At 62.5% G+C, this 25,355-nt stretch carries 26 protein-coding genes and 1 other annotated feature; of the genes, 17 read left to right on the forward strand and 9 right to left on the reverse strand.

What is annotated here, in order from left to right; translation table 11 throughout:
* Window positions 1-76 precede the first annotated feature (76 nt).
* Together J2Z17_RS19685 and J2Z17_RS19690 are read left to right on the forward strand one after the other, a co-directional pair.
* The gene (locus J2Z17_RS19685; RefSeq protein ID WP_209947409.1) at window positions 77-652 is read left to right on the forward strand and encodes a hypothetical protein; all 576 of its coding nucleotides are present in this window, start codon (window positions 77-79) and stop codon (window positions 650-652) included.
* Between the two features lie 446 nt (window positions 653-1,098).
* A complete protein-coding gene (locus J2Z17_RS19690) occupies window positions 1,099-3,660 on the forward strand; it encodes a GcvT family protein (protein WP_209947411.1) in 2,562 nt (853 codons plus the stop codon).
* 113 nt (window positions 3,661-3,773) lie between these two features.
* On the opposite strand, the gene J2Z17_RS19695 is transcribed toward J2Z17_RS19690, so the two are convergent.
* Window positions 3,774-4,319, reverse strand: a complete 546-nt coding sequence (locus J2Z17_RS19695; RefSeq protein WP_209947414.1) for a MarR family winged helix-turn-helix transcriptional regulator — start codon at window positions 4,317-4,319, stop codon at window positions 3,774-3,776.
* 151 nt (window positions 4,320-4,470) lie between these two features.
* On the opposite strand from J2Z17_RS19695, the gene J2Z17_RS19700 reads away from it, so the two are divergent.
* Window positions 4,471-4,815 carry a cupin domain-containing protein gene (locus J2Z17_RS19700; RefSeq protein ID WP_209947416.1) on the forward strand — a complete coding sequence of 115 codons (345 nt, stop codon included), beginning with the start codon at window positions 4,471-4,473 and terminating at the stop codon, window positions 4,813-4,815.
* A 55-nt stretch (window positions 4,816-4,870) separates the two neighbouring features.
* Entirely contained in the window at window positions 4,871-5,203 is a 333-nt protein-coding gene (locus tag J2Z17_RS19705; protein ID WP_209947418.1) for an HNH endonuclease, read from the forward strand.
* A 90-nt stretch (window positions 5,204-5,293) separates the two neighbouring features.
* On the opposite strand, the gene J2Z17_RS19710 is transcribed toward J2Z17_RS19705, so the two are convergent.
* Complete coding sequence (locus J2Z17_RS19710; RefSeq protein ID WP_209947805.1) at window positions 5,294-6,217, reverse strand: LysR family transcriptional regulator; 924 nt, start codon at window positions 6,215-6,217, stop codon at window positions 5,294-5,296.
* A gap of 132 nt (window positions 6,218-6,349) precedes the next feature.
* Between J2Z17_RS19710 and J2Z17_RS19715 the strand changes: the two genes are divergently transcribed.
* From J2Z17_RS19715 to J2Z17_RS19725, 3 genes are all read left to right on the forward strand, one after another.
* Window positions 6,350-7,066, forward strand: coding sequence for an SDR family oxidoreductase (locus J2Z17_RS19715; RefSeq protein ID WP_245224240.1), 717 nt, complete (start codon window positions 6,350-6,352; stop codon window positions 7,064-7,066).
* A 126-nt stretch (window positions 7,067-7,192) separates the two neighbouring features.
* Window positions 7,193-7,672 (forward strand): avidin/streptavidin family protein, encoded by a 480-nt coding sequence (locus tag J2Z17_RS19720; protein WP_209947420.1) that lies wholly within the window; start codon window positions 7,193-7,195, stop codon window positions 7,670-7,672.
* A 125-nt stretch (window positions 7,673-7,797) separates the two neighbouring features.
* Window positions 7,798-9,873, forward strand: a complete 2,076-nt coding sequence (locus J2Z17_RS19725) for an ATP-dependent helicase (RefSeq protein ID WP_425342642.1) — start codon at window positions 7,798-7,800, stop codon at window positions 9,871-9,873.
* 3 nt (window positions 9,874-9,876) lie between these two features.
* Here the strand turns inward: J2Z17_RS19725 and J2Z17_RS19730 are convergent, their stop codons facing one another.
* A complete protein-coding gene (locus J2Z17_RS19730) occupies window positions 9,877-10,995 on the reverse strand; it encodes a saccharopine dehydrogenase family protein (RefSeq protein ID WP_209947423.1) in 1,119 nt (372 codons plus the stop codon).
* A 123-nt stretch (window positions 10,996-11,118) separates the two neighbouring features.
* Between J2Z17_RS19730 and J2Z17_RS19735 the strand changes: the two genes are divergently transcribed.
* From J2Z17_RS19735 to J2Z17_RS19765, 7 genes are all read left to right on the forward strand, one after another.
* The gene (locus tag J2Z17_RS19735) at window positions 11,119-11,550 is read left to right on the forward strand and encodes an Lrp/AsnC family transcriptional regulator (protein ID WP_209947425.1); all 432 of its coding nucleotides are present in this window, start codon (window positions 11,119-11,121) and stop codon (window positions 11,548-11,550) included.
* 110 nt (window positions 11,551-11,660) lie between these two features.
* Entirely contained in the window at window positions 11,661-12,257 is a 597-nt protein-coding gene (locus tag J2Z17_RS19740; protein WP_209947427.1) for an exopolysaccharide biosynthesis protein, read from the forward strand.
* Between the two features lie 51 nt (window positions 12,258-12,308).
* Window positions 12,309-12,458 carry a hypothetical protein gene (locus J2Z17_RS19745; protein ID WP_209947429.1) on the forward strand — a complete coding sequence of 50 codons (150 nt, stop codon included), beginning with the start codon at window positions 12,309-12,311 and terminating at the stop codon, window positions 12,456-12,458.
* A complete protein-coding gene (locus J2Z17_RS19750) occupies window positions 12,455-13,039 on the forward strand; it encodes an ATP-dependent Clp protease proteolytic subunit (RefSeq protein WP_209947432.1) in 585 nt (194 codons plus the stop codon). The genes J2Z17_RS19745 and J2Z17_RS19750 overlap by 4 nt, the downstream gene beginning before the upstream one ends.
* A 175-nt stretch (window positions 13,040-13,214) precedes the next feature.
* Window positions 13,215-13,832: an O-methyltransferase gene (locus J2Z17_RS19755; protein WP_209947433.1), complete on the forward strand. Its 618-nt coding sequence runs from the start codon at window positions 13,215-13,217 to the stop codon at window positions 13,830-13,832.
* Window positions 13,833-13,954: 122 nt separating this feature from the next.
* Window positions 13,955-14,010: a sequence feature (sul1 is cis-regulatory element that is thought to sense ions involved in sulfur or methionine metabolism; They are found in Alphaproteobacteria), on the forward strand.
* A gap of 71 nt (window positions 14,011-14,081) precedes the next feature.
* Window positions 14,082-15,563, forward strand: a complete 1,482-nt coding sequence (locus tag J2Z17_RS19760) for a SulP family inorganic anion transporter (protein ID WP_209947435.1) — start codon at window positions 14,082-14,084, stop codon at window positions 15,561-15,563.
* A gap of 238 nt (window positions 15,564-15,801) precedes the next feature.
* Window positions 15,802-16,038 carry a hypothetical protein gene (locus tag J2Z17_RS19765; RefSeq protein ID WP_209947437.1) on the forward strand — a complete coding sequence of 79 codons (237 nt, stop codon included), beginning with the start codon at window positions 15,802-15,804 and terminating at the stop codon, window positions 16,036-16,038.
* 148 nt (window positions 16,039-16,186) lie between these two features.
* On the opposite strand, the gene J2Z17_RS19770 is transcribed toward J2Z17_RS19765, so the two are convergent.
* The gene (locus J2Z17_RS19770) at window positions 16,187-17,608 is read right to left on the reverse strand and encodes an aminotransferase-like domain-containing protein (protein ID WP_209947439.1); all 1,422 of its coding nucleotides are present in this window, start codon (window positions 17,606-17,608) and stop codon (window positions 16,187-16,189) included.
* A gap of 124 nt (window positions 17,609-17,732) precedes the next feature.
* On the opposite strand from J2Z17_RS19770, the gene J2Z17_RS19775 reads away from it, so the two are divergent.
* Entirely contained in the window at window positions 17,733-18,596 is an 864-nt protein-coding gene (locus tag J2Z17_RS19775) for a DMT family transporter (protein WP_209947809.1), read from the forward strand.
* A 73-nt stretch (window positions 18,597-18,669) separates the two neighbouring features.
* On the opposite strand, the gene J2Z17_RS19780 is transcribed toward J2Z17_RS19775, so the two are convergent.
* Window positions 18,670-18,879 carry a hypothetical protein gene (locus J2Z17_RS19780; RefSeq protein ID WP_209947441.1) on the reverse strand — a complete coding sequence of 70 codons (210 nt, stop codon included), beginning with the start codon at window positions 18,877-18,879 and terminating at the stop codon, window positions 18,670-18,672.
* 489 nt (window positions 18,880-19,368) lie between these two features.
* On the opposite strand from J2Z17_RS19780, the gene J2Z17_RS19785 reads away from it, so the two are divergent.
* Complete coding sequence (locus tag J2Z17_RS19785; RefSeq protein ID WP_209947443.1) at window positions 19,369-20,262, forward strand: LysR family transcriptional regulator; 894 nt, start codon at window positions 19,369-19,371, stop codon at window positions 20,260-20,262.
* A 12-nt stretch (window positions 20,263-20,274) separates the two neighbouring features.
* Here J2Z17_RS19785 and J2Z17_RS19790 read toward each other — a convergent pair whose 3' ends face one another.
* Together J2Z17_RS19790 and J2Z17_RS19795 are read right to left on the reverse strand one after the other, a co-directional pair.
* Window positions 20,275-20,778: a DinB family protein gene (locus J2Z17_RS19790; RefSeq protein ID WP_209947446.1), complete on the reverse strand. Its 504-nt coding sequence runs from the start codon at window positions 20,776-20,778 to the stop codon at window positions 20,275-20,277.
* 264 nt (window positions 20,779-21,042) lie between these two features.
* Window positions 21,043-21,543, reverse strand: a complete 501-nt coding sequence (locus J2Z17_RS19795; RefSeq protein WP_209947448.1) for a hypothetical protein — start codon at window positions 21,541-21,543, stop codon at window positions 21,043-21,045.
* Window positions 21,544-21,836: 293 nt separating this feature from the next.
* On the opposite strand from J2Z17_RS19795, the gene J2Z17_RS19800 reads away from it, so the two are divergent.
* The gene (locus J2Z17_RS19800; protein WP_209947450.1) at window positions 21,837-22,472 is read left to right on the forward strand and encodes a hypothetical protein; all 636 of its coding nucleotides are present in this window, start codon (window positions 21,837-21,839) and stop codon (window positions 22,470-22,472) included.
* A gap of 257 nt (window positions 22,473-22,729) precedes the next feature.
* Here J2Z17_RS19800 and J2Z17_RS19805 read toward each other — a convergent pair whose 3' ends face one another.
* Entirely contained in the window at window positions 22,730-23,971 is a 1,242-nt protein-coding gene (locus J2Z17_RS19805; RefSeq protein ID WP_209947453.1) for a saccharopine dehydrogenase family protein, read from the reverse strand.
* Between the two features lie 42 nt (window positions 23,972-24,013).
* Window positions 24,014-25,111 (reverse strand): carboxynorspermidine decarboxylase, encoded by a 1,098-nt coding sequence (gene nspC / locus J2Z17_RS19810; RefSeq protein WP_209947455.1) that lies wholly within the window; start codon window positions 25,109-25,111, stop codon window positions 24,014-24,016.
* Between the last annotated feature and the right edge of the window lie 244 nt (window positions 25,112-25,355).

Below are 25,355 nucleotides of genomic sequence, written 5' to 3' on the forward strand. Positions count from 1 at the left end.
GTCAGGTCGCCGCGAGCCAAAACCGCCTCCTAAAAGGCAGCCTTGAATCACGCTTCAGCTGATTTGGGAATCCACTTTGTCAACAGGACCTAGTGCATTTGCTCTAATTTCAATGATTTTATTGGGGTTTTTATTTCTCAATGAATTGATCTCTGCGTCCGCTCCGCCCGATGAAAGTCTCCAGTTCTCCGAGCTTCTTGTAGGGCGGCAGTTGGATTCTCAGATTGTTACTTTAGGGTTGGAGCAAGATGCGCTTGGATTGCGAAACAAAAGAGGTTTGGCGGCTCTCTATATGAGGGCATATTCTCAATTTCTTGCAATTATCGGCGGAACGATCCTGTCCATTCTGGGCGCCATATTTGTTCTGGCGAGGGTGGATGCGGTGCCGACTGCTGCGAGCGGTGAGTGGAACGACGTTAAGTGGGTCTTCAACTCCAGCTCTCCTGGAATAGTTTTAGCTTTGGTAGGGATCGGATTGATTGGTATGGTTGTTTGGATGACGTCCAGTCAACCGATTGTGGTCAATGACGCCGCATTGTTCGTGACGCGAAGTAACCCTTCCCCCGAGGCCCAAGAGACCGTCGCCGAATCTGAGTTCTATAAAGGGCGCCGTGAAGAGAGACTTAAAGATTTGCGGGGGGGCTATGAGTAAAATTATATTCGAGCTGTTTTCTTGCACCGGTATGTTGTTTTTTCCGATAATTGCAAGCGCTGATGCTCTTCAGGAGGCTTATGATCGCGGCTATGCCGACGGGCTCGCTGCTAGCACAGTATTCGGCAGATCGGCCGCGACAGTTCACCTTGGAACTGATGTGCCAAATGCACCACTCGTTCCTGGGACAACGTTCATTCCGGTGCCCCCGGGCGGGGCGTGGGCCGTTATGCCCAATAGGTCTTATGAAGGGTTCCTTGAGAAGCTGGGGAAGCCGTATATGGAAGGCAGCGGCATTATTTCCAATCAGGGCGCTTCGCAATAATTTAGAATTTGACCCCGTCGCCCCGCTGACCGTCCATGTCGCAGACAGGCTGTTTTGCATTTTCGCGCGCCCCTAATATCCTGACCTGATTTCCACTCCGTCCTTCAGGGTTTCAAACAGCATGGCAGAGTTTCCGACCAAGGCAAAAGTCGTCATCATCGGTCTCGGCGGGATCGTCGGCGCGTCGATCGCGCATCATCTGATCGAGCGCGGCTGGGACGATATCGTCGGCATCGACAAGTCGGGCATCCCGACCGATATCGGCTCGACGGCGCACGCCTCCGACTTCTGCTACACGACCAGCCATGACTATCTCTCGGTCTGGACGACGCAGTACTCGATCGATTTCTACGAGAAGATGGGCCATTACGCCCGGATCGGCGGGCTGGAAGTGGCGCGCACCGGCGACGACGCCTGGATGGAGGAGATCCGTCGCAAGGTGACCTCCGGCAAGGCCTTCGGCACCAATGTGCGCCTCGTCGATCCGGCCGAGATCAAGGCGATGTTCCCGCTGATCGAGGAGGACCAGGTGCAGGGCGGCATGTTCGACCCCGACGCCGGCCTTGTCATTCCGCGCAGCCAGACGGTTGCCGGCAAGCTGGTCGACGCGGCGGAAAAGTCCGGCAAGCTTCAGATGTTCGGCAATACGCCGGCCCAGTCGCTGATCGTCGAGGGCGGCAAAATCAAGGGCGTCGTTACCCATCGCGGCACGATCATGGCCGATCACGTCATCGTCTGTGCCGGCCTCTGGGGCCGGCTGATCGCCGAAATGGTCGGCGAGGATCTGCCGGTCATGCCGGTTGACCATCCGCTGACCTTTTTCGGCCCCTATACCGAATTCGAAGGCACCGGCAAGGAAATCGGCTTCCCGCTTTTGCGCGACCAGGGCAATTCGGCCTATATGCGCGATACCGGCGACCCGAAGACCACTGAGGGTGGCCAGATCGAGTGGGGCTATTACGAGACCACCAATCCGCGCATGTGCCATCCGCGGGAGCTGCTCGAAAAGCACGAGGCACGCCTGTCGCCCTCGCAGCGCGATCTCGACATGGAGCAGATCCTCGAGCCGCTGGAACGCGCGATGGAACTGACGCCGATCCTCGGCGAGCTCGGCTACAACGAGGGTCATTCGTTCAACGGGCTGCTGCAGGTGTCGGCCGGCGGTGGCGCCTCCTGCGGCGAAAGCCAGAAGGTGCGGGGCTTGTGGTACTGCGTCGCCATCTGGGTCAAGGACGGCCCCGGCTACGGCAAGCTGATCGCCGACTGGATGACGGATGGTCGCACCGAAATCGACCACAACTCGATCGACTATGCCCGTTTCTATCCGCACCAGATGACGGAAGAATTCATCGCCAATCGCTGCTATGAGGCGGCGCAGAAGATCTATTTCCCGGCCGTGCATCCGCGCGAGCCCTATGCGTCGTCGCGCGGCGTCAAGCGTTCGCCCTTCCACGAGCGCGAGAAGGAACTCGGCGGCCACTTCATGGAACTCGGCGGCTGGGAGCGTGCGCATGGCTATGCGGCCAATGAGCACCTGCTGGAAAAGTATGGTGACTGGGTTCCGGTGCGCGAAAACGAGTGGGACAGCCGACATTTCTGGCGCGTCTCCAATGCCGAGCATCTGGCGATGAGCGAGGATTGCGGCATCGTCAACCTCTCCCACTTCCATATGGTCGACATCGAGGGGCCCGACCATGTCGACATGCTGGAATGGCTGTGCGCGGCCAAGATCGGCGGCGACGCCAATATCGGCAAGGGCATCTACACCCACTTCCTCGACGACGAGGGCATGGTGCGCGCCGACTTCACGGTGATCCGCATGGCCGACCGCTGCCGGCTGATCAACGGTGCCGACGCCGGCCCGCGCGATTTCCACTATATGCGCCGCGTGGCCGAGGACCGGGGCTATGACGTCACCATCACCGATGTGACGGAGAAATTCATCACCATCGGCATCTGGGGCCCGAATGCCCGCGAGACGCTGAAAAAGGTGGTGGCCGATCCGGCCGGTCTCGACATCGAGAACTTCCCCTTTGCCGCGATCAAGCCGATCGAGATTGCCGGCAAGACCGTGTCCGCCTTCCGGCTCTCCTATGTCGGCGAGCAGGGCTGGGAACTGCATATGAAATACGAGGACGGGCTCGCCGTGTGGGATGCGCTGCGGGCGACCGGCGTGATGGCCTTCGGCGTCGAGACCTATGCGAACTCGCGCCGCATGGAAAAGTCGCTGCGCCTGCAGAACGGCGATCTCTTGACCCAGTACAACCTGATCGAAGCCGATCTGGCGCGCCCGAAGGTCAAGGAAGCCGATTTCCGCGGCAAGGCCAAGCATCTCGAATACAAGGCCCGTGACCATCAGCCGGCGATGCTCTGCACGCTGGTGATGACCGAGAATACCGACAGCCACGGCGTCAAGCGCTTTCCGGTCGGATCGATGCCTGTGATGGATCCTGATACGGGCAAGACGCTGGTCGACGACCTCGGCCGCATCTCCTACACGACCTCGGTCGCCTATGGCCCGACGATCGGCAAGAACATCATGCTGGCCTACCTGCCGCATGATTATTGCCAGGTGGGGCGGACACTGAATGTCGAGTATTTCTCGGAGGCCTACCCGGTCGAAGTGGCGGCCGTCGGCTACAAGCCGCTGTACGACCCGGAGAATCTGAAGCCGCGCAGCTGAGGCAAAAGCCCGGCAGTGCCCAGGTCCATCAGAACCCGGCGGTCGAAAGGCCGCCGGGTTTTGCGATATGGCGCAAGAGCGGCCTCGCTACCGGTGCGGCGTCTGAGGCGTGCTCAGCGGCTTTCGAGCGGCAGGAGGAGTTTGCGCAGCAGGCCGGCCAGCATCTCTCGCTCGGCGTCGGTAAGCGGCGCGAGCGCCTTCATCGCCTCCGCCATATCGGCGCGAAAGGCGGTTTCGGCGCGTGCTTGGCCGGTTTCGGTGAGGGCCACAAGCAGGCTGCGGCCATCCTGTTCCGACTTCCGCCGGCAGACGAGGCCCGCCTTTTCCAGCCGCCCCAGCCTGTGCGTCAGTCCGCCCGAAGACAGCATCAGCTGGGTATAGAGGTCGGTCGGGGTCAGCTCATAGGGTGGTCCGGCGCGCCGGAGGCTGGCGATGACGTCGAACTCGCCGCGATCGAGCCCATGCTCGGCAAAGAGCCTCTCGATGCCGGGGGCGAGGAGATCCGATAACCGCTTGGCCCGCCCGAGGATCGCCATCGGCGTGGTATCGAGGTCGGACAATTCTGCGCGCCATTGCCGACGCAAACGATCGACATGATCCGCCGGCGCGAGGGCGTCGGAGCGAGAGCGGTCATTGTTGATCTTCGGGCCTGCCGTCATGAGATATCTGCTCTTCGATGGAAAGGGTTCGACAATAGCGACCGGCAGGCATTGGTTCAAGATATCTTTGTGTGAAGATAATTACCTTGACGCAAAGATAATTATGGCGTTCCCTTCGCTTCTTTGAAATTGGCTTCGAGGGGGAATGACGATGATGGCGAGCCACGAAACCAGGCCGCCCGTCGGCGGTGAAAGCCGGACGATCAGGGTGGAAGGAGCCGAGATTGGCAGTGAGGCCTCGTTCTTTCTCGTCGATACCGATCCCGGCCGCGGCTCCCTGCTGCACAAGCATCCCTATGCGGAAACCTGGATCGTGCGGTCGGGGCAGGTGGCCTTCACAGTCGGGGATGAAACGGTGCTGGCTGCAGCAGGCGATATCGTGGTTGGCCCGGCCGAAACACCGCATCGGTTCGAAAATATCGGCGATGGACCGCTGAAAATGGTCTGCATCCATCCGCGGCCGACAATCGAGCAGACGAATATCGCTCCGGCCTGAGCAATCGCGGCGACCGCAGCTTGAGCCGGACGCGCGATCTTCCTAGATTGGGCGCATGCCCCGCAAACGCGATATCGAGATCAAGTCCTGGCACGCGGTGCCGCCGCCCGAGGTCTGTCCACTCTGCGGGCGGGCGATTCCGCCCGATCAGCGCGACCTGCACCATTTCATTCCGAAAAGCCGAGGTGGCCGCGAGACCGTGCCGCTGCACCGCATTTGTCATCGCCAGATCCATGCACTGTTTTCCGAGGCCGAGCTGGAGCAATCCTACTCCACCACCAAACAGCTGCTGACGGATCCGGCGATCCGCAAATTCGTCGCCTGGGTCAGAAAGAAGCCGCCCGGTTATTACGATGGCACGCGCCGCAGCCGGCGGCGGCTGGGATAGGCGGGCGCCTAAGCGACGGTCCACGGTTGCGGGGGCTTGACGGCCCGCGCCTTGATGGCAGGGCCGCCCCTGCCATGCGGGGCTTCGCCCTCAGGGATAGGCCGCCTTGCAGACGGTCATCACGGTGTGGCGCAGCCAGCGATGGGCGGGATCGGCGTCGAGGCGGGGATGCCAGATCGAGGAGATGACGAAGTCCGGCGTCCCGACGGGCAGGTCAAAGGCGGCAATGCCGAGCCCGGCTGCGTGCTCGCCCGCCAGCGCATCGCCAAGGCAGCTTTGTGGCACGAGGCCGACAAGATCCGAGGCGCGCACCACCCGCATCGCATCGGGATAATCCGGCACGACCAGCACCGCCCGGCGCGTCAGCCCCCGGTCTTCCAGCGCCGCATCGACCGGCTGGGCGAAATGGCCGCGGCGGGAGGCCGAGACATGGGCGCAGGCGGCGTAGCGCTCGGTCGTGACAGGCCCGCCGGCCAGAAGCGGATGACCGATCCGGGCAATCCCGACCAGCCGGTCGCGAAACAGCAATTGTGTGCGCAGCTCAGGCGCTGCCGTGCCGAGGACGCCGATTTCCAGATCGATCTCGCCTTCGCGAAGCGGCCGTGCGTCCTTGTCGGGTTTGGGCACGAAGCGGAGCCGGACGCCGGGCGCCGCCTTTGATATCGCCTGCATCAGCGGGGCTGCAAGCCGTTCGATAAAGCCGGTGCTGGCGCGAAGTGTGAAGGTGTGCTCAAGGGCGGTCAGATCAAGAGGGTTCACCGGGGGCTGCAGAACCGCCAGCGCTTCGCGGGTGAGGGCATGTACCCGTTCGCCCAGGGCTTCGGCATGCGGTGTGGGCACGAGGCCGCGCCCGGCCTGGACCAGAAGGGGATCGCCCGTCACCCGCCGCAGCCGCGCCAGGCTGCGGCTCATGGCCGAGGGGCTGAGGCCAAGGCGCTTGGCCGCACCCGTCACGCTGCGCGCTTGCAACAGGGCGTCGAGCGCGATCAGGAGGTTGAGGTCGATGGTCTGCATCCCCAGAGGATAGCCGGAATGGATGCCGAGGCATAGCGTCTTGTGCACATGTTGTTTGTATATCGTGCGTCTGGTGCATGAATTGCGATGGGCCATATGCCTTGTCACGACATTTTCAGAAGGAACAGACCCATGCCCAATCCAATGACACGACAAGATCGTCCCACCATCCTGATCGTCGGCGCCTCGCGGGGCCTTGGCCATGCGATGGCGGCCGAATTCGTCCGCCGCGACTGGAATGTCGTCGGCACGGTGCGCGCAGCGGCGCGCACGCCGTTGCATGATCTGGCAGCGGCCCATCCGGAACGCGTCGAGATCGAGACGGTCGACATCAACGAACCGCAAGAGGTCGCCGGCCTGCACGAGCGCCTGTCCGGCCGCAGGTTCGACATACTGTTCGTCAATGCCGGGACGACCACGAAGGACGAGCATGTGGCGATCGGGACCGTGACGACGGACGAGTTCATGCGGGTGATGATCACCAATGCGCTGAGCCCGATGCGGGTCATCGAGCGGCTCGAGGACCTGGTGCCGCCGGACGGTCTGATCGGCGCGATGTCGTCCGGCCAGGGCAGCATCGCCAACAACGAGACGGGGTTGCGCGAGGTCTACCGCGGCAGCAAGGCGGCACTGAACCAGTTCATGCGCAGCTTCGTGGCCCGGCAGGGCGACACGCCGCGTGCCATGGCGGTGATGGCGCCGGGCTGGGTCAAGACCGATCTCGGCGGACCGGGCGCCCGGCTGACGATCGAGGAAAGCATTCCCCGGCTGGTCGACGTGCTGCTCGCCAAGCAGGCGCGGCCGGGTCTGGAATATCTGGACTATCAGGGAAAGACGGTGCCGTGGTGAAGGACATGCTGTAGGCGGCCGAAGGATCCCTTCGTTCCTATGATTGCTTGTTCCTGAAATACAATCATAAGTAGATATTTGCCTTTACCTGTGCTAGGTGTTTTCAATCATCAAGGGGAGGTGGCAATGGTTAGGCAAATAACGCTTACGCTTGGCAGCTGGTTGTTGGTAACGGCTTCCGCACTCGCTTTCAGTGATTTTGAACCGGGATCATTCAAGGGATTTGACAGCCTGGTCTCCACAGCGACAAACTGGCAAAACCAGTCCGGTTCGACGATGACGATTACGGTGGACGGGGCAGGCAATGTCACCGGACAGTATATCAATCGTGCCGCCAACACAGGCTGCATGAATTCGCCTTACCAGATCTCAGGTCGGGTCAATGGCAACTTCATTTCCTTTTCCGTTGCGTGGAGCAATGGTGCTGAGAATTGCAACTCCGTGACTGGTTGGACTGGATTTGCCAAGATGAACAGCAATTCCCTCCAGATCGTGACTGACTGGAACCTAGCCTATCAAAGCCCGAGTGTTCCAACAATCCAGAAGGGCAGTGATACTTTTACCTATCAGCCGACGCTTAGGACGACGTCGCTTTTAAAGAAGTAAGCTGAGACCCACTGGTTGTTCGGCTTCATCCGGCGGAACGGCAGGCTTGCGAGCCTGTTGTTCGCGCGCCCATGCGCACCCTTGCGAACAAACCGTAAACTTGGCATCAAGGGCGCATGGACCAGATGTCGCTCGATTCGCTGCAGCCGGAATATCTCAATCACCTCAATGACGCGCAGGCGCAGGCGGTGCTGCACGGGGGCGGCAGGCCGGGGCGGCCGCTGCTGATCATCGCGGGCGCCGGATCCGGCAAGACCAACACGCTGGCCCACAGGGTGGCGCATCTGCTGATCTCCGGTGCCGATCCCAGGCGGATCCTGCTTGCCACCTTTTCCAGGCGTGCCGCGCGCGAACTGGTCGGCCGGGTAGAGCGTGTCGCGCGCCGGGTGATGGGCGACAAGGCGGCGATCCTGACCGAGGGGCTTTCGTGGACCGGCACCTTCCATTCGATCGGCGCCCGGCTGTTGCGCGACTATGCCGAACAGATCGGTCTTGCCCCGGAATTCGTCATCCATGACCGGGAGGACAGCGCCGACCTGCTGAACCTTGCCCGCAACGATCTCGACCTCTCCCGGCTCGACAAGCGCTTTCCGACCAAGGGCACCTGCCTTGCGATCTATTCGCGCGCGGTCAATGCGCAGGAAGAGCTCGATGTTGTGCTGGCGAAACACTTTCCCTGGTGCCTGGAATGGGAGGTCGAGCTGAAGGCGCTGTTTGCGGCTTATGTCGAGGCCAAGCAGGCGGCCAATATCCTCGATTACGACGACCTGCTGCTCTACTGGCAGGCCATGGTGGAGGATGGCGGGCTCGGCGCGGAGATCGGCGCGCGTTTCGACCATGTGCTGATCGACGAATACCAGGATACCAACCGGCTGCAATCGGCGATCCTGATGGGGATGAAGCCGACGGGCGAGGGGGTGGCCGTCGTCGGCGACGACGCCCAGTCGATCTACAGTTTTCGCGCGGCCGAGGTGCGCAATATCCTCGATTTCCCGAAGCTCTTCGATCCGCCGGCAAGGGTGGTGACGCTTGCGCGCAATTACCGCTCCACGGCGCCTGTGCTCGATGCGGCAAACCGCGTCATCGGCGCTGCCCGCGAACGCCATGCCAAGGAACTGTTCACCGAACGCGAGGGCGGGGCAAAGCCGAAGCTCGTCACCGTGCTCGACGACAACGGCCAGGCCGACTATGTCGCGACGTCCGTGCTGGAAGCGCGCGAGGCCGGCGCCCGGCTGAAGGATCAGGCGGTGCTCTTCCGCGCCTCGCACCATTCCGGGGCGCTGGAGATCGAACTCACCCGCCGCGGCATTCCCTTCGTCAAGTTCGGCGGTCTGAAATTCCTCGATGCCGCGCATGTGAAGGATGTGCTCGCCGTGCTGCGGCTGGCGATCAATCCGCGTGACCGGATCGCCGGGTTTCGCGCCCTGCAGCTTCTGCCCGGTATCGGGCCGAAGGCGGCAGCCGCCGTGCTCGATGCGCTGGCGCTCTCGGAGGATCCTGTCGGAGAGCTGGAAGGTTTTCCCGTACCCCCAAGGGCACAGCAGGATTGGGCGGGCTTCGTGGCGATGATGGGCGAACTGAAGCGCGGCGACGCCGGCTGGCCGGTGCCGATCGAGCGGGTGCGCACATGGTATCAGCCGCATCTGGAGCGGATTCACGAGGACTACGAGACGCGGGCCGCCGACATCCTGCAGCTGGAATCGATTGCCGGTGGCTTTCGCGGCATGTCGGAATTCCTGACCGAACTGGCGCTCGACCCGCCGGAGGTGACCAGCGACCAGGCCGGCCCGGCGTTGAAGGACGAGGATTATCTGATCCTGTCCACCATTCATTCGGCCAAGGGACAGGAATGGACCCATGTCTTCCTGCTCAACTGCGTCGATGGCTGCATCCCGTCGGATCTGGCAGCCGGCGAGACGGACGAGATCGAGGAGGAGCGACGGCTCCTCTATGTGGCGATGACGCGGGCCAAGGACGGGCTGCACCTGATGGTGCCGCAACGCTTCTACGTGCACGGCCAGCACCGGCGCGGCGACCGGCATGTCTATGCCAACCGCACCCGGTTCATCTCGCCGCACATGCTGGACAAGTTCGACCGCACCAGCTTTCCGTTGGCCGACGCAGGCGGGCCGTCTGCCCGCCCAGGCGGCGCACGCCCGGTGGTCGACCTGAAGGCGAAGATGGCCGGGCGCTGGAAATAGGCGTCAGGCGAATTCGCGCGAGCGCGCCGGCTGCGGATCGTAGAAACGGCCGAAGCGGTTGGCGAGGAAGGCGTCAAGCGCGATCTCTTCCTGGCGGACGAAACCCTTCTGCGGCAGTGCGCCCGCGGCGAGCAGGTCCAGCGTGGCGCAGATGCCGCTGGCCGTGGTGATCTGGATGGCGCTCATCTTCTTTTCCGCGATCGTGCCGGCATAGACCTTGTTGGCATAGGTCTCCTGCAGATAGCGGCCGTCCTTCCAGCCGCAGGCGGTGACGAAGATCACCACCACGTCCTGCAGCGTGGCGGGAAGCGCGTTTTCGAACAGGTCCTTCAGCACGTCGCGACGGTTCTTCAGGTTGAGGTCGTTCAGAAGCGCCTTCATGATCTGCTGGTGGCCGGGATAGCGGATGGTGCGGTAGTTCATCATGCGCACCTTGCCGTCCAAAGTGCGGGCCAGGGTGCCGAGACCACCCGAGGTATTGAACGCCTCGTAGGTGACGCCGTCGAGGGAGAATTCCTCGCGCTCCTCCATCGCCGGCACGGTGGTCAGACGGCCTTCGACGATCGCCTCGCAGGGCTCGATATACTCGTTGATCAGACCGTCGGTCGACCAGGTCAGATTGTAGTTCAGCGCATTGGACGGATATTGCGGCAGCGCGCCGACCCGCATGCGCAGGCTGTCGAGCGCGTCGAAATTCTTCGCAAGATCATGGGCGACGATCGAGATGAAGCCGGGTGCCAGTCCGCATTGCGGGATCAGCGCGCAATCCGCGCCTTCGGCCAGAGCCTCGACGGTCCTGGTGGTGGCGACATCCTCGGTGAGGTCGAGATAATGCGTGGCCGTCTCGGCGGCCGCGGCCGCGACGGCACCGGTCAGATGGAAGGGGGCAGCCGAGAGGACGGCGAAGCGGCCGGCGAGCAGTGCGGTCAGCGCCTTCTGATCCGTAATGTCGATCTCGGCGCCCTTGATCGCCGGGTGGCGGTCGAGCTTGCCAAGCTGTGTGGCGCTGCTGTCGGCCACCATGACGCGGTAGTCGCCGCTGTCTGCCAGCATCAGGGCGATGGCGCCGCCGATCTTGCCGGCGCCGATGACGACGATGTCTTTCTGCTGGTCGCTGCGCATGGTCGGTTCCTCTGGTGGGGTTATCGTTGTGACCAGTCTGCGCTTAGCCAAGGTCGATTCCTAGTGACGCTCTGCGCGGTTTGCCGTATGTCTTTCAGCATATCGACGAGAGAAATGTGCAGAATGTCCATGACCGACGGCGACCGCAAGCTTATCGCGCTTCTGGGTGAGAATGCCCGCATGCCGGTGGCGGAACTGGCGCGCCGGCTCCATCTGTCTCGCACGACCGTGCAGGCGAGACTGGAAAAGCTGGAGCGGGAAGGCGTGATATCAGGCTATGCGGTGAAGCTGTCGGAGGCCTATCTGTCGGGGCTGGTGCGGGCACATCTGCTGATCACCATTGCGCCGAAGTCGCTCGCCGCCGTCACCGCCGAGCTTGCCGCCATCCGCGAGGTGACGACGCTGCATTCGGTAAGCGGCAGTTTCGACCTGATCGCCGTCATCGCGGCGCCGTCGATTGCCGAGCTCGACCGGCTGATCGATCTGATCGGCGAGCTCTCCGGCGTCGAGCGGACCCTGTCGTCGATCATCCTGTCGACGCGGATCTCGCGGTAACGGGGCCGGGGATCGCCCGCCTTCAGGAACCATGCCTGCAACAGGGCGTTGGCCATCAGCAGGCAGTGCCGCAATCGGTGGTGGTGCGGTTTCCAGAACCGGGACGAAAGATGACATCGACGAACAGTCAGACGACAGCCGAACTTTGCACCGTTCTCGACCGTGTGCAGGCGGCGGGCCATGACGACGGATCGGTGACGGTTGCCGACGTGCAGCATATCGCCGGCGATCGCGGCAGCGGGCCGCTGCTGCTGGTGCCGGGTCTGCTGGCGGTCTCGCCGCTGTCGGGTATTCCAAGCGTTCCGACGATCATCGGCGTGATCGTGCTGCTGGTCAGTGTTCAGATCGTGCTCGGGCGCCGTCATATCTGGCTGCCGCAGAAGATCCGCGATGCAGGGCTTTCGGCAAGGAAGGTCGACAAGGCGATTGCCTATCTGCGGCCGGTGGCGGGTCGGATCGATCGCTTCGCCACGCGGCGCTGGGCCTGGATGACGAGCCGGATCGCCGTCCGGCTGGCGAGCCTCGTCTGCGTCCTCATCGCGCTTGCCATGCCGGTGATGGAGGTGATCCCGTTCTCCAGCTCGGTCGCGGGCCTGGTGATCACCGTCTTCGGCCTGGCATTGATGACCGGCGACGGGCTGATGCTGCTGTCGGTCTTCGTGCTTTTCGTCGCAGGCCTCGGCCTTGCGGTGCCGCTGATCTGGTGATCGCAGGGGTGATGCGACCGCAGCGGGCGGTCCTGCAGGGACATCGAATTGATGCGCGTTCTTCTCGCGCCATTTACCTTTCCCGTGGCCAAGAGCGGTATTCCGGCCTTCGCCGCTTTCCCTTTCGCGGCCATTGTTTTAGGACTGATTTGGCACTATGTGCGGGAGAACGATACCCCAAGTGGAGACAAGTCCAGATGAATGAAGACGAAGACGACAAGAGCAAGGAACTGCCGATCGGCAAGGAGACGGAAGCCAATCTTTTCAAGTCGCGATCGATCTTCATCTATGGCGGCATCACCATGGAACTGGCGCAGAAGGTCTGCACCCAGCTCGTGGCGCTGGCGGCAGCCTCCGACGACGACATCCGCGTCTATGTCTGCTCGCCGGGCGGCCATGTGGAAGCGGGCGACGCCATCCACGACATGATCAAGTTCATCAAGCCGAAGGTCTTCGTGATCGCCAGCGGCTGGGCAGCGTCCGCCGGTTCGCTGATCTATGTCTCGGTGCCGAAGGAACGCCGGCTTTGCCTGCCGAATACCCGCTTCCTGATGCACCAGCCCTCCGGCGGCACCCGCGGCATGGTCTCCGACATCGAGATCCAGGCCAAGGAAATCATCAAGATGAACAAGCGCCTGATCGCGATCTACGCCAAGGCCACCGGCCAGACGGAAGACAAGATCGCCAAGGACATCGACCGTGACTACTGGCTGTCTGCCCAGGAAGCCAAGGAATACGGTCTGGTCGGCAAGATCATCGAGTCCGAAGCCGAAGTCGGCTGATCCGACGATCCGTTTCGTTTTTCAAGGAAGCCCCGCCTTTTGCCGAAGGCGGGGCTTCCTGTCTTTCAGGGCCATTCCACCTTTGGCTGCAAGCCATGCCAGCCTTACCGGTTTGTAACTGGTGATCCGTCTTTTCGCCCGCTTAGATGGCCGGTGATGTGACAGGAGACAGATCATGGACGCAAGGATCAGGGCGGTGCTCGACGAATATCACCAGCGCATGGAGGCCGAGCGGCAGACAGGCCGGGTCGAGGCGCCGGGCGGCCGGGACGGGGGCCACGACATGCGCATGCGCGCCGTCGGACCGCAGACCGGCCAGCTGATCAACATCCTGGCCAAAAGCCTTTCCAAACCCGTCATTCTGGAGATCGGCACCTCCTTCGGCTATTCCGGCGTCTGGCTGGCGGAAGCCGCGCGTGCCACCGGCGGGCGGCTGATCACCATGGAACTGCATGCCTACAAGAGCGATTTCGCCCGCGACATGCTCGACAAGGCAGGGCTTTCCGAACATGTCGAATTTCTGGTGGACGATGCCGAACAGCTGATCGGGGCCATGGCCGGCAAGGCCGACTTCGTCCTGCTCGATCTGTGGAAGGACCTCTATGTTCCCTGCCTGAAAGCCTTTCTGCCCAAGCTGGCAGCCGGTGCCATCGTGGTGGCCGACAACATGATCCGGCCCGGCGACGGTGATGTGCTCGCCTATCAGCGCGCCGTTCGCGCCATTCCGGGCATGACGAGCGTGATGCTGCCGGTCGGGCAGGGCCTTGAAATCAGCCGCTACCAGCCGGCCTGACCGCGGCACGGCAGGGTCTGCAGCGCCGGGCGCCCCGTCACTTTTTTGCCGCCTTTCGCCGCGTTGCAGCATTTGACCGTTGTCAGGCAGGCGTCTCCTGACATATAAGCACAGTCACTCACCACGGACCCGGTGCAATCCCGGGTGGCTCCTCTGGCCGCCGATCCGCCAGACAACGCATCAGCATCAAACCTTTGAACGGCCGCAGTCTCGTGTGGCCCGGTGCACTACTTTTGCGAAGAAGACCCAATGAATCTAGCAACTTACAAACGCGAATGGTTTCAGAACATCCGCGGCGACGTGCTGTCCGGCATCGTCGTCGCCATGGCGCTCATCCCTGAGGCCATCGGCTTTTCCATCATCGCCGGCGTCGATCCGAAGGTGGCGCTGTTCGCCTCGTTCGCGATTGCCTGCACCTCGGCCTTTGTCGGCGGACGGCCCGCGATGATCTCGGCGGCGACCGCCGCCACCGCCGTGCTGATGGGCTCGCTGGTGCGTGAGCACGGCGTCGAATACCTGTTTGCCGCAACCCTGTTGATGGGCGTCATCCAGATCATCGCCGGCATGCTGAAACTCGGCCGCGTCATGCGCTTCGTCTCGCGCTCGGTGATCACCGGCTTCGTCAATGCGCTGGCGATCCTGATCTTCATGGCGCAGCTGCCGGAACTGACCAATGTTCCCTATGCCACCTATGCCATGCTGGCCGGCGGTCTCGCGATCATCTATCTCTTCCCCTATCTCAACAAGTCCATCCCGTCGCCGCTGGTCGCCATTGTCGTCCTGACGCTGATCGCCTGGTTTACCGGCATGGACATCCGCACCGTCGGCGATCTCGGCGACCTGCCGGGCAGCTTCCCGATCTTTGCCATCCCGAATGTCCCGTTCAGCTTCGAGACGCTGCAGATCATCTTCCCGTATTCCGTCGGTCTTGCGGCCGTCGGCCTGCTGGAATCGCTGATGACGGCGCAGATCGTCGACGACATGACCGATACGGCGAGCTCCAAGAGCCAGGAATGCGTAGGCCAGGGCACGTCCAACATCGTCTCCGGCTTTCTTGGCGGCATGGGCGGCTGCGCGATGATCGGCCAGTCGGTGATCAACGTGACCTCCGGCGGCCGCGGCCGCCTGTCGACCTTCGTCGCCGGCGCCTTCCTGCTTGTGCTGATCGTCGTGCTCGACGACATCGTCCGGGTGATCCCGATGGCAGCGCTGGTCGCCGTCATGGTGATGGTGTCGATCGGCACCTTCTCCTGGCGCTCGATCCTGGAACTGAAGACCAATCCGCGCACCTCGTCCTTCGTCATGCTGGCAACGGTCGTCGTCACCGTCGGCACGCATGACCTGTCGAAGGGCGTGCTGGTCGGCGTGCTGCTGTCCGGCGTGTTCTTCGCCTCCAAGGTGGCGCGTCTGTTCCATGTCCGCTCGAAGCTTTCGGACGACGGCAGCACGCGCACCTATCATGTCGACGGTGCCGTGTTCTTCGTTTCGTCGGAGACCTTCATCATGGCCTTTGATTTCACGGAGCCGCTGAAGAAGGTGGTGATCGATGTGCATGAGGCGCATTTCTGGGACATCACCGCGGTCGGTGCGCTCGACAAGGTGGTGCTGAAATATCGCCGCCACGATGTCGAGGTCGAGGTGATCGGTGCCAATGAGGCGTCGAGCCATATGCTCGACCGCTTCGCCGTGCACGACAAGGACGATGCCGAGGCGCTGGCTGCAGCGCATTGAGCTTCGATCCTTCGATTGACTGACGGATCCGCCGAAGCGATTCGGCGTTTCTTTCGTCTCTGCTGACAAACGCCAGTTCGTCAGGGAAGACGCGGAAAAGGATTGTCGGGACGCTGATCCCCCGGCAGCTCAGGATAGGCGTGAATGTCGGGTCGCAAGCCATCACATGCATACTTGACAGTGTGCTTACTTTTGGATTCGACGGGGTCGGGCTGGTTTTGAGAGAAGGATAAGACTTTTGAAAAAGACCCGTATTGCGCTGTGTGTAGCCTCCGCCATGCTGCTGGGCGCCTCTTCGTCCATGGCGGCGATCCCATCCACGGTCACTGATCTGTCGGCTGCCGCTCAGACGAGCGCGCCGGAGTTGACCCAGACCGCCTCGTTCGCTTTGGGCTGCCACGATCCGAACTATTCCTGGTGGGAATATAGCGGCATCGAAGCCCTGACCTGCCTCTATAGCGGCCAATGGGGCTGATGCTCGCTGACACAGGTGAGCGGTGACGGCAAATGTCCATCGCTCGCCTTGACGCGGCCGAGACACAGTCTCCATGACGTATCGACAATTTTGGCGGGAGCAGTCCCGCCACTTTCATTCATAGGCGGGTGTGGGGCACGCCCCACTGTTAGCCACCCGCCTTCGGTGACCGATCAAGCGCCCTTTCCAGCACATGGAAGACTCGCGGATCGACCGACTGCGCCACGTTGAAGCGCATGAAATCGCCTGAAGTCTGCGAGACCGAAAAGACATTGCCGGGCGCCAGTACGACATTGTCCTTGATGGCGCGGCGCGCGATCGCGGCGGCGTCGAGGCCGTCGGGCAGGCGGCACCAGAGCAGCATGCCGCCGCGCGGTTCGATCCACGGGGTCAGCCCGATCGCGCCGACGCGCCGGATGGTCTCGCCCATGGCCCGCGCCAGCCGGGTGCGCAGCCCGTGGAGATGGCGGCGATAGCTGCCGTCCTTCAACACGCTGTAGGCCAGATGCTGCGGCAGCGCCGAGCCGGCAAACGAACTGGCGATCTTCAGGTCGATCAGGCCCTCGATCCAGTCCGGGCGCGCGGCGATATAGCCGATGCGGGCGGCTGCCGACAGCGTCTTGGAAAAGCTGGAAATCTGGATGACCCGCTCGAAACCGTCGAAGGCCGCGAGCCGGGGGGCAGGCTCGTGCTCGAAATCGCCGAAGATGTCGTCCTCGACGATGGTCAGTCGCGCCTGCTCGGCAAGTTTCAGCAGCCGGTGGGCGGTGACCGGCGACAGCGTCGCGCCAGTCGGGTTGTGAATGCCCGAATTGGTGATGTAAAGGCGCGGGCGATGGTCTGCCAGCGCTTCGGCGAAGCGTTCGAGATCGGGACCGGTCGCAGTGTAGGGCACGCCGACAGCCTTGACCCGGTGGGCACGCAGCAGCGCCAGAAAGTTGAAATAGCAGGGGTCGTCGACCAGCACGGCGTCGCCGGGCTCGAGGAAGAAGCGGCAGATCAGGTCGAGTGCTTGCGAGCCGGAATCGGTGAGCAGAATGCCGTCGGGCCCGATCTCCACGCCGTTTTCCGCCATGCGGCGGGCTAAAAGCTGGCGCAGCGGGCCGACGCCGAGCGGTGTGCCATAGTCGGTAAAGCCGGACGGGGTTGCGCGCGACAGGCTGCGCATCGCCCGGCGCAGGTCCTCCTGCGGCATCCAGTCCGGCGGCAGCCAGCCGCAGCCGGGCTTGAGCACGTCGGCTCCGGCTTCCAGAGACTGGCGCGACACCCAGAAGGGATCGACAGCACGGTCGAGGCGGGGCGCGAGATCCGCCAGCACCAGCGGTGCCTGCGGTGCCGAGACGTAAAAGCCGGAGCCCGGCCGCGAGCGGATCAACCCCTCGGCGGCCAGCCGCTCATAGGCCTCGACCACGGTGGAGGGCGAGACGGCAAAGCTCTGGGCACCCTTGCGGATCGAGGGCAGCCTCGCGCCGGCCTGCAGGGTGCGGGCGGCGATGCGGCGGCGGATCGCCTCCATCACCTGTTCGACACGGGTGCCGTCCGCTTCCCGAATATCGGCTGTCAGCGCCATCCGTACTGCTTTCAGTTTCCATACAGTTTGCCGAAACCGTACTCCTCCGTCTCTCCACGGTCCAGCCTTTCCCGGCTAGGAAGGAAGGATGCAGAAGGAGCATTGTGTAGCGATGAACGGGATGATGGACAGGACGACAATCGGCTGGCTCAACGGCGCGCTCGGCATGCTGATCTTTTCGGCCTCCCTGCCGGCAACGCGGCTGGCGGTGTCCGGTTTCGACCCGATCTTCCTGACGGCGGCGCGCGGCGCGATCGCGGGCACGCTGGCGCTGGCCCTGACCGTGGCACTCGGCTCGAAACGGCCGGAGCGTGGCGACCTCGTCTCGCTTGTGGTGATTGCGCTCGGTGTCGTGGTCGGCTTTCCGCTGCTGACGGCGCTGGCGCTGCAGCACATCACCTCGGCGCATTCGCTGGTGTTCATCGGGCTGCTGCCGCTGTCGACCGCGACCTTCGGGGTGTTGCGCGGCGGCGAGCGGCCGAAGCCGGCCTTCTGGGCGTTTTCGCTGGCCGGCAGCGGCATTGTCGCCGGCTTTGCGCTGATGGGCAATGGCGAGGCTTCGCTCAGCGGCGACCTGCTGATGGTCGCGGCGATCATCGCCTGCGGGCTCGGCTATGCCGAAGGCGGTCGGTTGACCCGGCGGCTGGGTGGCTTTGCGGTCATTGCCTGGGCGCTGATCCTGGCGCTGCCGATGATGCTGGTGATCGCAATCCTGCTCAAACCCATGTCGTTCGGGGGCGTCAGCGATGCGGCCTGGATCGGGCTTGGCTATGTCTCGCTGTTCTCCATGCTGATCGGCTTCGTGTTCTGGTATCGCGGCCTTGCGATGGGCGGCATCGCGGCGGTCGGGCAATTGCAGTTGCTGCAGCCGTTTTTCGGCCTGGCGCTCGCAGCGCTCCTGCTCGGAGAAACTGTCAGCTGGTCGATGGTGGGGGTCACGATGGCCGTCGTGCTCTGTGTGGCCGGTGCGCGGCGGTTCGCGCGGTAGACCAGGGCCGAACGAAAAACGTCCCCGCGGCTTTTTCCGCAGGGACGTCAAGGTCTCGGATCGTGTGCCTGCCTCACCGGTTGGTCCTGTGGCCGTTGAAACCATATTGGATCATCCGCTCGGCGCTGCTGCGGGTGAGGCCCACGTCTTCGAGCAGATGGCTATCCTTGCGGCGCATCAGATTGGTGAAGGCCAGCCGTTCGGCTTCCACCTTGCGGCGGCGTTGCAGCGCCTGGCGGACGGACTGGAAGAGGGTGGGGGACGGGGTGAGCATTTGCATCATGGTCTTAACTCCTTCGTGTTGCTGATCCGAAGATGATGTCCCAGCTGCCATATCGCAAACGAATAGTCTTTATAGCTGGTATCTGGAAACCGAATGGCTATTTTCGGACATCATTCATGCGGCTAACGGTCGAGGAGGTGCGGCGAAAAGTCGGTCTTCCCGGCGCCATTTTCACTCTTGCGGCATGGATCGGCAATGCTTGAATCCGCCCTTCGCCGTCTCGGCCGGATCGCGCGTCATGCCGATATCGTCCCGTAAGTGCCCGTTTTTCCGCAGCATTATCATGACAAAGGCACGCCGCTCTGCGGCGACCTGGCGCCGGGCATGCCAACACTGCGCTAGACGTTGCAGCAGGTGTGCCCGTGGCTGTTGCCGCCCCATATGGCTCTCCCGTGGTATTGCGATGGCAAGAGTGTGGCCGGCATGCTCGACATTTGGCTAACGAATAGTCATGATGCCTGGAATCAAATAATCAGATGGAGTGCGGTCATGGCGCTGCCGCTCGAAAGTGATCTGCTGCGGATTTTCCTTGCGGTCGCCGAATATGAGAATGTGACGCGGGCAGCCGACGTGCTGGGACGGACGCAATCGGCCGTCAGCATGCAGGTCAAGCGGCTGGAGGAGGTGGCGGGCACGCCGCTGTTTACCCGGGGGCCGCGCGGAATGACGCTCACGGAAACCGGCCAGCGGCTGCTGCCCTATGCGCGGCGCATCGTCAGGCTGGTGGACGAGACCACGGCCTCGCTTCGGGTTCAGCCGCTCGACGGACCGGTCAGGATCGGCATTCCCGAGGAATACAATCAACTGGTGCTGCCCCGGGCGCTGGCGGCCTTTGCCGAACGGCATCCGGCGACCGAGGTGACCGTCATGTGCGGCTACAGCGAGCAGCAGACGCGGGCGCTGACGGCGGGCCAGATCGACCTTGCAGTGGTGTTCGACGTCAATGGCAGCAGCGGCGAAGTGCTGGCGATCGACCCGACGGTCTGGGTCAGTTCGGTCGCCCATGACTGTCATCTGCGCGATCCCGTGCCCATTGGCATCTACTGGAATTCGAGCTGGTGCCGGGACTTCGCCATCCGCTCGCTGCAGAATCACGGGGTGAATTACCGGATCAGCTATACCTGCGACACGACGGGCGGGCTGAAGGGGGCGGCGGCGGCCGGACTTGCGGTGGTGCCGCTCGCCCGCTCCACCATTCCGGCCGACTGTCGGGAGCTGACGGCGGCGGAGGGGTTTCCGCCGATCGACGCCTCGCGCGTGGTGCTGCGGCGCAACCGCGAACGTTCAAGCCCGGCGGTCGAGGAACTGGCAAGCATGTTGCGCGATGCCTTCAGTCCGCTCACCAGTCCGTTGCCGCCGGGCAGTGCTGGCGATCCCGACTGACGGTGGCAGGTGTCACGCGCGCCGTTCCGGCTCGACGCGGTGCAGAAATCCGGACAGGATGTCGCGTCTGCCGACCGCGCCGACATGCGGCAGCAGCACCCCGACCTCGCCGCGGTGATAGCCGCTATGGGTGACGACATGGGCGAGCATTTCCTCGCGTGTCATGCGGCCCTTCTTGCCGTCTGCGAAGGTGAAGGCGATCTCTTCCTCGAAGGTCTCGGGCGCCAGGGCTGCGACGTGATCGATATACCACTGGTCGGTCTTGCGGATGTGCCGGGCGATATCCGGCAGCGGTAGGGTCTTCTCCGGCCAGTTGCTCTTCGGTGTCTGCTGGGTACCCGAGAGGTGGGCCTGGAAAATCCGGTCGACCGTGTTGATATGGCCGAGTCGCTCGAGCACGGGGTTGAGCAGGCCCGGCGAGGAGAGTTCGGCGATCGCCTCGATGGCGTACAGCAGTTCGTCTTCGATGCTCGCCTTCTGGGCGAAGAGCGCGTTGAACAGGCTCTGGGTGGACATTCGTGCCTCCATCCGGGGGGGAGGCCCCCGGTCACTACGTTGTTGCCTCCAAGAGAGCAGATGGCCGGAAACCGGTCTATCTTGAATTCACAGGGGTTTTTGTCGCAGTGCCAGAAACGCACAGGCAGCGCACACAAAAGGCCGCCGGGGCGCTGCGGCGGCAGCAGGTGAAGGGGGCGAGTTGAGGCTCGGTGTCAGGCGGCAGCGGGATCGAATGCCGGGTCACCGTCCCCGATAGCGAGGGTCGTGCGCCCCTGCACGGCGCTAGCGCCAGTCGTGCGCGTCTTGTCCGTCCGGATGCGCCGCTTTGAAGGCATGCGATCTGCCGGATGTCTCGACATAGGCGAGCGCGTCGGCTTTGTCATTGAACCCCACGAAGACCATGTCGAGCGAGCGGGTCTTCGGGGCGCCTTTCTTGCGATAGGCGAATCGCACCGCGCAGTGCGGGTAGTCGGCGTCCGGGACAGTGCCCGCCTGCGGACTGTCGGCAAGCGCCACGAACGCGCCAAGCGCAAGGAAACGCTCGATCGCGGCGAAGGCGGTCGCCTGGCTGATCTGCTGATTGGTGCCGGTCTTGACCGAACGGCCGTAATAAAGGCTGTCCGTCAGCCCCTTTCGTCGCTTCGTCTCATAGACCATCACATTGCCGGCAGCGGCCAGTTCCAGATGCACGTCATAGGTCTGGAAGCGGTCCGGCGTCTGGTCGAGTTCGGTGAAAAGGAGGCGGAGGTCGGCGATGAGGTCGGCATAGAGGGCAGGGGGCATGGTCGGGCTCGGAGGAGGCTGGCGTGGCGGCAGAACGCAGGAAGGCGGCTCGTAGCATGACGGCGGCCGCATGGATACAGGGCGGCCTCGGGGATCTGCGGCGTGAGATCGGCGCGTCTCCCTGCCGTCCGGGGATCTCGAAACAGGCTCGATACCCCCGCCGACCGATCTTCGAGCACTTTTCAGAGGGCTCCCATCTTAAAAAAAAACGCCTCTTATGAACCTTCGCGTCGGATCGGGTCACGTAGGCAGTGAAGCAACGATGGGCTCACCGCCTGGAAGGGGAAAATACCATGGCCACTCCGAATCTCGACAGAATCCGCAAGAACTCGGACATCGGAACCGTTTTCGTCAAGTTTCTTGCCGCCCAGAAACTCAGCCGGCTTTATCAGAATTACTACGAAATGGACGCAAAGGAGGCCTGGGATTGGTTCTCGACAATGACGCAGCAGGAAAAAAAGCTTGTCGGCAACGTCCATGCACTCCCTGCCATCATGACCATGAAAGCCATCGCGGCGGCCGAGGCCAAGAATGGCGGCACCCTCTCCACGGCAGAAAAGACCAAGATCGAAGACCGGATCAAGGCGGACTCCTGGGGCAATATCTACATCAAGGCGATGGAAACCATCGGCAAGAAGCTCGAGGAACTTGCCACGGATACATTCCTGAAGTCGAAGGAATACCAGAGCTATGTGAAGAAGACGATCAAGAGCCAGGGAAGCGCGCTGCGCAAAGACCTGAAGCTGGAGGCGGATGTCGACGATGTCATCGGCCTGGCCTTCGCGCTCGAAACGGGCGATACCGGCGCCGCCAACCGCATTTCCGTGCAGATCGCCAAGGCGGAAGTGGCTGCCGGCCGCAAGGGCACGAGCGCAAGCAGCATCCTAAAGATGATGCGCGCGAAGGTCGCCCAGAAATTCGGGTTCTAGCGCTGAAGCAGGTCCGGTAAACACGCGTTCACCGGACCTGCTCCAGCTTTTTTGTGCTTACGCATTTCCGGACGGAAAACCGCGACTACCCTTTTTCTGGAAATGCACGGGGATGGTCTGAAGCCCGTTTCGACCGGGTGATATACCGGCGAAGTGCACGTTACGAGACCTTTCCCGTTGACCTCTCCGGCAAAAAAACCCCGCCGGATCGCTCCGGCGGGGTTTTTGAATTGCGCGGTGTCGGGCCCGGATCGGCTTTACGAAAAGTCGATCGCCCGGTCGCCGTCCTCGTCCTTGATCCGCGTCGGCAGGCCGATATGGTTGAGGATGTGGAGGAAGGGCTTGGGCGGCAGTTCCTCGACGTTTGCCATCTTCTTCACATCCCATTCGCCCGAGGCGACCAGCATGGCGGCGGCGACCGGCGGAACGCCGGCGGTGTAGGAAATGCCCTGGCTGCCGACCTCGTTGTAGGCGTCCTTGTGATCGGCGACATTGTAGATGAAGACGGTCTTTTCCTTGCCGTCCTTGATGCCCTTCACATAGTCGCCGATGCAGGTCTTGCCTTCATACTCGGGTGCCAGCGAGGACGGGTCGGGCAGGCAGGCCTTGACCACCTTCAGCGGCACGACCTCGTCGCCATTGGCAAGCTTGACCGGCTGCTCGGACAAGAGGCCGATCGACTTCAACACGGTGAAGACGTTGATATAGTGGTCGCCGAAACCCATCCAGAAGCGGACGTCGGCGCCGTCCATGTTTTTCGCCAGCGAATGGACCTCGTCATGGCCGCACAGATAGGCGCGGCGGGTGCCGACGACGGGCAGGTCGTAGTCCTTGCCGATCTCGAACATCTTGTTGGTCTGCCATTCGCCGTTCTGCCAGGAATAGACGACACCGGTGAATTCGCGGAAATTGATCTCCGGGTCGAAGTTCGTGGCGAAATACTTGCCATGGCTGCCGGCGTTGATGTCGACGATGTCGACGTCGGTCACCTTGTCGAGATATTCGTCCTTGGCAAGCTTGGCATAGGCGTTGACCACACCCGGATCGAAGCCGGCGCCGAGAATGGCGGTGATGCCCTTCTCTTCGCATTCGGCGGCGCGCTTCCACTCGTAATTGCCGTACCAGGGCGGGGTTTCGCAGATCTTGTTCGGCTCTTCATGGATCGCCGTGTCGATATAGGCAACGCCGGTGTCCATGCAGGCGCGCAGCACCGACATGTTGAGGAAGGCGGTGCCGACATTGATGACGATCTCAGACTTCGTCGCGGTGATCAGCGCCTTGGTGGCCTCGATGTCCAGCGCATCCAGCGCATGACCTTCCAGCGCGCCCTCCTGCTTCATCGCCGCCTTCTCGCGGATCGAGGCGATGATCGCGTCGCATTTCGCCTTGGTGCGCGAGGCGATATTGATGTCGCCCAGAACGTCGTTGTTCTGCGCGCATTTATGCGCGACCACCTGGGCGACGCCGCCAGCACCGATAATGAGAACGTTCTTCTTCATGAGGGGGACTAACTCCTTATGTCCAATCGTCAGACGCCTTTTTCACGAAAGGCTTTGTTCGTAGTCCGTGTAGGAAAATTCACGGACCGTCCTGAGGCTGCCATCCAGTTCGCGGATGGCGATTGCCGGCATTTTCACACCGTTAAACCAGTTCTTCTTGACCATGGTATAACCGGCGGCATCCTGAATAGATATCCGGTCTCCGACCTTCAATTCGTGGTCGAAGTTGAACTCGCCGAAGATGTCGCCCGCCAGGCATGACTTGCCGCAGATCATGTAGCGGTGTTCTCCGTCATTCGGCGCCATGCGGGCGTTTTCGCGGTAGATCAGCAGGTCGAGCATATGCGCCTCGATCGAACTATCGACGATCGCGAGGTTCTTGCCGTTGTAGAGCGTGTCGAGAACGCTGACTTCGAGCGTGGTCGATTTGGTGATCGAGGCCTCGCCGGGCTCCAGATAGACCTGGACGCCGAATTCACCGGAGAAACGCTTCAGCCGTTCGGCGAGCCTTTCGAGCGGATAGTCGGGACCGGTGAAATGGATGCCGCCCCCGAGGCTCACCCATTCGGCCTTCTTCAGCAGCGTGCCGAACTTTTCCTCGATCTCGCCCAGCATCCGGTCGAAAAGCGCGAAGTCGCCATTCTCGCAGTTGTTGTGGATCATGAAGCCGGAGATCATGTCCATCACCGGCTCGACCTTGGCGACATCCCATTCGCCGAGCCGCGAGAAGGGGCGGGCGGGATCGGCGAGATCGAAACTGGACGACGACACGCCGGGGTTCAGCCTGAGGCCGCGGGTAATGCCGGCGGACTGGTCGGCGAAACGGGTCAGCTGGCCTGCGGTGTTGAAGATGATCTTGTCGGCATGCGACACGACTTCATCGATCTCGTGATCGGCATAGGCCACGGAATAGGCATGGGTCTCCTTGCCGAAGCGCTCGCGGCCGAGGCGCACCTCGTTCAGAGACGAAGAGGTGGTGCCATCCATGTAGTCGCGCATCAGGTCGAAGACCGACCAGGTGGCGAAGCATTTCAGCGCCAGGAGGGCTTTTGCGCCCGACTGCTCGCGCAGCATGGCGATCTTCTCCATGTTCTGGAGCAGCTTCGACTTGTCGATCAGGTAATAGGGAGTCTGGATCAAGGCTTTATCCTTCGTGTACCTCGCCGCGCTGTTGCAGCGGAAATAAGACGGGACGCCTCGAATGCGTCGGCTGGGTCCTTAGAAAAAAGGGGGGGCTATGGCAAGGGCCGGGGGGCCGCATTGGCAGAATTCACAATTTTGTCGTCTGCGAAACGGGATTTCGAACGATGTCGGCGCCCAAAGCACCGGTGTGGCACGGGGTGCTATACGCGGCCAGGCGGCGGGCATCTATGGACGTCTGGCT

This window comes from Heterorhizobium halophytocola (genome assembly GCF_017873095.1).
In the GTDB taxonomy this organism is placed as follows: Bacteria; Pseudomonadota; Alphaproteobacteria; order Rhizobiales; family Rhizobiaceae; genus Allorhizobium; species Allorhizobium halophytocola.